At 52.3% G+C, this 1,930-nt stretch carries 4 protein-coding genes, 2 tRNA genes and 1 pseudogene; all 7 read left to right on the plus strand.

Annotated elements, in window-relative coordinates:
- Window positions 1-332 (plus strand): recombination protein NinG (locus GVK32_RS28505; protein ID WP_159874204.1); only part of this gene is annotated, 332 nt, incomplete at its 5' end.
- A complete protein-coding gene (locus tag GVK32_RS28510) occupies window positions 329-469 on the plus strand; it encodes a YlcG family protein (protein ID WP_159874206.1) in 141 nt (46 codons plus the stop codon). The genes GVK32_RS28505 and GVK32_RS28510, both read left to right, overlap by 4 nt.
- Window positions 466-963: an antiterminator Q family protein gene (locus GVK32_RS28515; RefSeq protein ID WP_159874208.1), complete on the plus strand. Its 498-nt coding sequence runs from the start codon at window positions 466-468 to the stop codon at window positions 961-963. The genes GVK32_RS28510 and GVK32_RS28515 overlap by 4 nt, the downstream gene beginning before the upstream one ends.
- Before the next feature lie 181 nt (window positions 964-1,144).
- A tRNA-Asn gene (locus GVK32_RS28520) sits at window positions 1,145-1,219 on the plus strand.
- A gap of 5 nt (window positions 1,220-1,224) precedes the next feature.
- Window positions 1,225-1,299 (plus strand) — tRNA-Thr (locus tag GVK32_RS28525).
- A gap of 194 nt (window positions 1,300-1,493) precedes the next feature.
- Window positions 1,494-1,763: a phage holin gene (locus tag GVK32_RS28530; RefSeq protein ID WP_032688543.1), complete on the plus strand. Its 270-nt coding sequence runs from the start codon at window positions 1,494-1,496 to the stop codon at window positions 1,761-1,763.
- Window positions 1,735-1,930 (plus strand): annotated as a pseudogene (locus tag GVK32_RS29005) (lysozyme); the annotation flags it as partial. The gene GVK32_RS28530 and the pseudogene GVK32_RS29005, both read left to right, overlap by 29 nt.

Raw genomic sequence — 1,930 nt, forward strand, 5'->3', positions numbered from 1 at the left:
GCGAACGTGACCATAACCTGCCGTGCATCAGCTGCGGCACATGGGAAACAGTTCAGTGGGAGGCCGGGCATTACCGCTCCCGCGGGAAAGCATCCCACCTGCGCTACAACGAGGACAATATCAATAAGCAGTGCCACCACTGCAATGTTCAACTGTCCGGCAATCAGCAGCAATACCGCATCAACCTGATACCCAGGATCGGCGTTGAGCGCGTCGAGGCGCTCGAAAACAACAATACCCCTCACCGATACACCATCGAAGAGCTGGAAGGCATCAGACGCCATTACAGCGCGTTACGGCGTGCGCTCGTAAAACAACGGGAGGCAGCATGAATCAGCTCGCCATAGAGCGCATCCGTGAGCGCTGGCAAAAGCTCCGCCTCTGCCGGCACCGCAACACAGTGATGACCGACTATCGCATCCTCAGAAATTACATCCGCATCTATCAGACCCTGGGAGAGAAAGCATGAAACTGGAATTGACCAACGAACAGCACCAGTGGATCGATCAGTGGCTTCAGCTTTGGGGTTCATGGTGCCAGACAGGAAAGATAGACAAGGCAATGATAAACATGATTGCCAAATTTATGGCGACCGTTGAGCCACAGTCATCGTCCCGGCCAGTATGCAGCGACGATGACGGGATGATTATTGACGCCGTTATCCGGCATTACCTGAAAAACGTAGATGAGAATGCTTGGAAGGTGATCTTCACTTATTACGTCTGCAACACGAGTGAGATACAGATCGCCTCATGGCAGCATGCTGTGAGTGGTCCTCGCCTGATGAAGACGCGCGCTGGCAATCAGTATAAGCACCCAAGCATTTCAACCATACGGCGGGAAGTTAAGCAGGTTATCAATGCGGCACTGTTTTGCCTGTATCAACCACTGCAAAATGCATTCAACGATCGCGAAAATGTGAGGAAAATTGCAAAAAATACTCATAACGTGCTTGCATTCTAATGAACAAATGAGCAATATATTTAGTGTAGGTTGCCGTATTTACGTTTGACCTATCAGGACACCAAAGCCTCGCCATCATGCGGGGCTTTTTTATTGGCTGCAATCCGGTCAGGGCTCTTGGGTAGAGACGTGCTGCACGACACGTCAAAGCCCTTCCGCGCAGAGCCCTGAACCAGATTGAGGGTCGATCGTATAAAGGTCATTACGGCAGGCTGTTAACCTGCTTATCGTGGTTCGATTCCACGTCGTCCCGCCAGATTCGCCGGTCTAGTTCAGTGGCAGAACGGCAGCCTTGTAAGCTGCGCGTCAGAGGTTCGATTCCTTTGACCGGCACCATAACCCAGCCAGGGTACCTTCGGCCATAGAGCCGCATTGCTATACCCTCATTGCTTATTGCCAGCCTTAGCGCTGGCTTTTTTATTATCAGGTCCCGCAGGAATCATCCTTGACGCTTTGTTGATAAATCCAGCCTGACGGGCCTGACCCCTTTCAAACACACAGCGCCATCCGTCATCAACGGAGGTGAGGCTATGACAAAAATGAGCACCATTTACAGCAGACTTTCATACGGCACCGGGACCGCACTGACGGGCTGCGGTGTCTCAGCAAAGGCTTATGCCGACGTGGCAAAAACAGAGGTATGGATTTTGGCCGACAAAGTGGCGGGTATGAGCCTGAGTGACTGGGCGATCGTTGTCGGTATAGCGTGCACTGTTATTACCTGCGGAGTGAACTGGTATTACCGGCGTAAAGAGCGGGAGGATCGGCTGAATGGCTATGTCACCAAAGCTGAGGAATAGCGTTATTGCTGCCGTTGGCGGTGGAGCAATTGCCATTGCATCAGCACTCATCACTGGGCCGACCGGTAACGATGGTCTGGAGGGTGTGAGATACAACCCTTATCAGGACGTGGTGGGTGTCTGGACTGTCTGCTATGGCCACACCGGTAAAGATATCATGCTCGGCA

This window comes from Klebsiella sp. 18074 (assembly GCF_902705905.1).
In the GTDB taxonomy this organism is placed as follows: Bacteria; Pseudomonadota; Gammaproteobacteria; order Enterobacterales; family Enterobacteriaceae; genus Klebsiella; species Klebsiella terrigena.

Excerpts from the sequence above, each read along its gene's own strand:
- GVK32_RS28510 (WP_159874206.1), top strand. The coding sequence starts at position 329 with ATGAATCAGCTCGCCATAGAGCGCATCCGTGAGCGCTGGCAAAAGCTC.
- GVK32_RS28515 (WP_159874208.1), top strand. The coding sequence starts at position 466 with ATGAAACTGGAATTGACCAACGAACAGCACCAGTGGATCGATCAGTGG.
- GVK32_RS28530 (WP_032688543.1), top strand. The coding sequence starts at position 1,494 with ATGACAAAAATGAGCACCATTTACAGCAGACTTTCATACGGCACCGGG.